This window comes from Streptomyces capoamus, from assembly GCF_014654935.1.
Taxonomy (GTDB): Bacteria; Actinomycetota; Actinomycetes; order Streptomycetales; family Streptomycetaceae; genus Streptomyces; species Streptomyces capoamus.
Genome location: NZ_BNBF01000016.1, coordinates 71,043 through 75,462, shown reverse-complemented (window position 1 = coordinate 75,462; position 4,420 = coordinate 71,043). Strand labels below are relative to the sequence as shown.

At 71.7% G+C, this 4,420-nt stretch carries 5 protein-coding genes; 1 reads left to right on the top strand and 4 read right to left on the bottom strand.

Features of this window, described 5'->3' with window-relative positions; translation table 11 throughout:
• The 4 genes from IE312_RS41630 to IE312_RS23810 form a co-directional block, all read right to left on the bottom strand.
• On the bottom strand, positions 1-1,029 hold a 1,029-nt coding region (locus tag IE312_RS41630), incomplete at its 3' end, for a cysteine peptidase family C39 domain-containing protein (protein ID WP_229900363.1).
• Positions 1,026-1,832, bottom strand: coding sequence for an HlyD family efflux transporter periplasmic adaptor subunit (locus IE312_RS23820; protein ID WP_189984366.1), 807 nt, complete (start codon positions 1,830-1,832; stop codon positions 1,026-1,028). The genes IE312_RS23820 and IE312_RS41630, both read right to left, overlap by 4 nt.
• Positions 1,833-1,933: 101 nt before the next feature.
• Positions 1,934-2,152, bottom strand: coding sequence for a type A2 lantipeptide (locus IE312_RS23815; RefSeq protein ID WP_189984365.1), 219 nt, complete (start codon positions 2,150-2,152; stop codon positions 1,934-1,936).
• A gap of 479 nt (positions 2,153-2,631) precedes the next feature.
• Positions 2,632-3,045, bottom strand: coding sequence for a PaaI family thioesterase (locus tag IE312_RS23810; RefSeq protein ID WP_189984364.1), 414 nt, complete (start codon positions 3,043-3,045; stop codon positions 2,632-2,634).
• A 195-nt stretch (positions 3,046-3,240) separates the two neighbouring features.
• Between IE312_RS23810 and IE312_RS23805 the strand changes: the two genes are divergently transcribed.
• Positions 3,241-4,420, top strand: a 1,180-nt coding sequence (locus tag IE312_RS23805; RefSeq protein WP_229900362.1) for a S1 family peptidase, incomplete at its 3' end; no start/stop codon positions are given.

The following is a 4,420-nucleotide window of genomic DNA, read 5'->3' as shown; positions in this document are numbered from 1 at the left end:
CCGCATGGCGACCACGTTCAGCAGGGCCACGGCGATGCCGACGACGGTCAGTTGCGGGTCGTAGGTGTAGAGCAGCACCGCGTACAGCACGACCACGATCGCGTCGACGCCGGCCGCCGCCAGGTCGCGCGCCAGGGTCTCGGCGACCTGGTCGTTGGACTGCAGGCGCTGCACCAGGTCGGCGGGGGAGCGCTGGGCGAAGAACGTCACCGGCAGCCGCAGCAGGTGGCGCAGGAAGCGGGCGCTGGAGAGGGTGGAGGAGATGATCCGGCCGTGCAGCAGATTGGCCTGCTGGAGCCAGGTCAGCACCAGGGTGAGCAGGATGCAGGCGGCCATCGAGGTGAACAGCACGCCCAGCATCGAGGTCTGCCCGCCGATGAGGAACGTGTCGATGTAGGTACGGCCGAGCGCCGGTACGGCCGCGCCGACCGCGACCAGCAGCAGGCTGGCCAGCACGGCGGCGGGCAGCGCGCCCGCGGTGCCGCGCAACCGGGCCGGCATCGCGCCGAGCACACCGGGCTTGCGCCCGCCCGTGGTGAAGCCCTCGCCGGGCTCCAGCACCAGCACCACACCGGTGAAACTGCCGTCGAACTCCTCCATCGGCACGAAACGGCGTCCCTTGGCGGGGTCGTTGACGTACACCCCGCGCCGGCCGAAGCGGCGGCCCATGCCGTCGTAGACGACGTAGTGGTTGAACTCCCAGAACAGCACGGCCGGGGCCCGCACCTCGGCGAGGGCGGCCAGGTCCATCTGCATGCCCTTGGCCGTCAGGCCGTAACTGCGCGCCGCTTTCAGCAGGTTGGAGGCGCGCGAACCGTCCCGGGAGACCCCGCAGGCGATCCGCAGCTCCTCCAGCGGCACGTGCCGGCCGTAGTGGCCAAGGACCATGGCGAGGGAGGCGGCGCCGCACTCGACGGCTTCCATCTGCAGCACGGTGGGCGTACGGACCGTGCCGGTACGGGGCTTGGGCACCGGCCGCTTCGCGGGGGCCGCGCGTCTGCGGCCGCGGGTTTCCTGGGCGGTGGTCACGGGAGCAGCCAATCGACGGGACGCTGGTCGGCGAGCCGGACGGAGCCGGTGGCGAGGGTCATGGAGGTGAGCCGGAACGGCGGCCCGTCCGAGGTGGACCAGCGGTACCCGCTCCTGGTCGCCGAGGACGGGCGGAGGCGCACCAGGACGGCCACCGGGCGGCTCTTGCGGGTGAACTGCTCGCCGAGCTGGCTGTCACCGAGGAACGCGGAGATCGACTGGGCGGACTGCGCGGTGCGGTCCACCGACTTCACCTCGCCGCGCAGCACGCCGTACCGCTGCGTGGGCACGGAGGACACGGTCAGGTCGACGGAGGCGTGCGCCGGGATGGCGGCGGCCTTCTCGGCGGGCACGTACACGGTCGCGTACAGCGGGTCGGAGGCGTGGGCGACCTTCTCGACCGCGGCGACGTTCGCTCCGGTCCGGATGATCTGGCCGATGGTCGCGGCCAGCGTGGTGACGCGGCCCGCGGCGACGGTCCGGACCACCGTGTCGCCCTGCGGCGTACGGACTTTCAGCACCGGCGCGCCGGCGGGCAGCCGCTCGCCCTGCCGGGCGAGGACGGCCGTCACCTGGCCGGCCACCGGGCTCTGCAGCAGGTAACTGCCCTGCCCGTGGGTGAGGACGGCGGGCGCGCTGACCGTGGAGGCGACCGAGCCGGTCACCGCCCACACGGAGGCGGCGGCCATGACGACGACCGTGACGCCGAGCGCGAGCCAGCCCTGCGGGCGGGCCAGCCGCACCGGAAGGTCCAGCTCCTCCGGCGACTGGAGCTTGGCGAGGGCCTGTTGGCGGAACTGCACGGGACTTCCCTCACCTGTGGGAGAGACGCATGTGTGTCAGGGCATCGCTGAGCCCCGGAGCCGTGGGACGGCTCCGGGACGGCGATGACACCGAAGGGTGATCAGAGACCGGCGACCAGGCCGTTGACCGGGGCGGTGTGCAGGCCGGTGACGCCCTCCACGGTGCCGACGACCGTGTTGACCAGGCCGGTGACGCCCGGGGCGATCTCGTTCACGGTGCCGAGGGTGCTGTTGAGCGTGTTCACGGACAGACCACCGGAGACGTTGTCCAGCTCGGCGTCCGAGATCTCGACGGTCTCAACCTGGGGGGTGGAGTTCATGGTGGAACTTCCCTTCATATGGATATCTCACAAGGGGGAGCGGCCCCCTCTGGGGACAGACGGACGGCCGCGACCGCGGATGCCGGGCACCCGTTCCCGGGAGCCCGCCGGACCCCGCGGCGGTGCGATGGATCAAAGCACGCACGCGGGGCCCGCTTCCAATCAATCAGGGCTCCCACCTGCGCACTTGGCCCGTGAAGGGTTCCAACCGTGCAGGTCTGCGCACGCCTTGTCGGCGACTCCTTCACATGCCGCACGGCATCGCCGCAGCGGCCGGGGCGTCCGCCGGACGGCGAATCCGGCACTCCTCGCCAAAGGCGTGTCCGGGGGCATGCGATTGTGCAGATCGCCCGGCGCCCGTGAGGCGCCTGGGTGCGGGATGTGCAGATTCCCTGAAGGAGCGATTCCGCTTCCTGGCCGGAACCGAACGTCACTGCTCGGTAGCCCTCCGTGTCCGGGCGCGTGCCCCCCGAGGACCGTCAGCCGAGGATCGCGTACACCGTGCTCGCCCGGGCGGCCAGCGCGCCCGAGACGGCGTCGCTCAACGTGACGTCCGCGAACGCCATCCGGCGGCCCAGCTTCGTCAGGACCGCTGAGATCAGGACATCCGCACCGGTTACCGCCCGCTGGAACGAGGTCGACTGCTGCACCGTCGTCATCGGCACGAATCCGCCCCGGGCGGCCGACACCGCGATCACCGTCGCCGTGTCGGCGGCCGCCATCAGCGCCTGCCCCGACAGTCCGCCGCCCTCCCGGGCCAGCCGGTCCGACCAGGGCAGCCGCAGCACGGCCTGGTCCTCGCCCAGCGCCTCGACGGTCAGCCCGAGATCGAGCACCCAGGGCGCGAAATTGACGGAGAGGATCTCGCCGGCCTCGGCGGTGGTCATCGTCATGCGGGGGATGATTCCCGGTCGCCCGCCGCGCCACGCCGTGTGGCCGATTCGCCACGCCGGTACGGCCGTTCGAAAGCGGAATTGAACACACCACGCGGCCGGCGCGTACCTACGGCCATCCAGGCGCCGCGATAACCCCCCGATACGAACTGCCCGCGAGCGGCAGACCCCCCCGTCCCCAGGAGGTCGAGAAGTTTGAGTCACAAGCGAATGCCGAAGCGCAAGGCTGCGATAGCGGTGGGCGGCGTCGCGGCGCTCGGAGCGGCGGCCCTCCTGCTGCCCAACGCCAACGCCTCCCAGGACAAGGACCAGGCGACGGGCGCCACCGGCACCGCGAAGACCCTGAAGGCCGCGGACGCCTCCGGCCTCGCCGCCCAGCTGCAGAAGATCCTCGGCGACGCCTTCGCCGGCTCGTACTACGACAGCGCCAAGCAGCAGCTCGTCGTCAACGTGGTCAACGGCGACGACAACGTCGTCGTCCAGGCGAAGAAGGCCGGCGCGGTCGTCCGCCAGGTCGACAACAGCACCGCCGAACTCCAGGCCGCCGCACGGACGCTGAAGGCGAAGGCGACCATCCCCGGCACCTCCTGGGCCGTCGACCCGCGCACCAACAAGGTCCTGGTCACCGCCGACTCCACGGTCACGGGCGGGAAGTGGGACAGACTGCAGTCCACCGTGCGCGGCCTCGGCTCCGACACGGCGACCCTGAAGAAGTCCTCCGGCACCTTCAAGACGTTCGTCTCCGGCGGCGACGCCATCTTCTCCCAGGTACAGGGTGGCAACGTCCGTTGCTCCCTCGGCTTCAACGTCACCGCCTCCGACGGCAGTCCGGCCTTCCTGACGGCCGGTCACTGCGGGGTCGCCGCCAAGGACTGGTCCGACTCGCAGACCGGGCAGCCCATCGCCACCGTCGACCAGGCCACCTTCCCCGGGCAGGGCGACTTCTCCCTGGTCAAGTACAACGACCCGGCCACGCAGGCGCCCAGCGAGGTCAACACCGGCAACGGCCAGACCGTGCAGATCAAGCAGGCCGCCGACGCCACCGTGGGCGCGACCGTGTTCCGGATGGGCTCCACCACCGGGCTGCACGACGGCCAGGTCACCGGCCTCGACGCCACGGTCAACTTCCAGAGCGAGACCGACCCCAACGGCGTCGACACGGTCACCGGCCTGATCCAGACGAACGTCTGCGCCGAAGCGGGCGACAGCGGCGGCTCGCTGTTCACCCAGGACGGCAGCGCCATCGGCCTGACCTCCGGCGGCAGCGGCGACTGCACCAACGGCGGCGAGACCTTCTTCCAGCCGGTCACCACCGCCCTCCAGGCCACCGGCGCGACCCTCGGCGCCGGCGGCGCGGGCGCGGGCGACCAGGCGG

What these genes read in the sequence shown, in the direction of transcription:
- IE312_RS23815 (WP_189984365.1), bottom strand. Translation starts at nt 2,152, where the DNA reads ATGAACTCCACCCCCCAGGTTGAGACCGTCGAGATCTCGGACGCCGAG.
- IE312_RS23810 (WP_189984364.1), bottom strand. Translation starts at nt 3,045, where the DNA reads ATGACGATGACCACCGCCGAGGCCGGCGAGATCCTCTCCGTCAATTTC.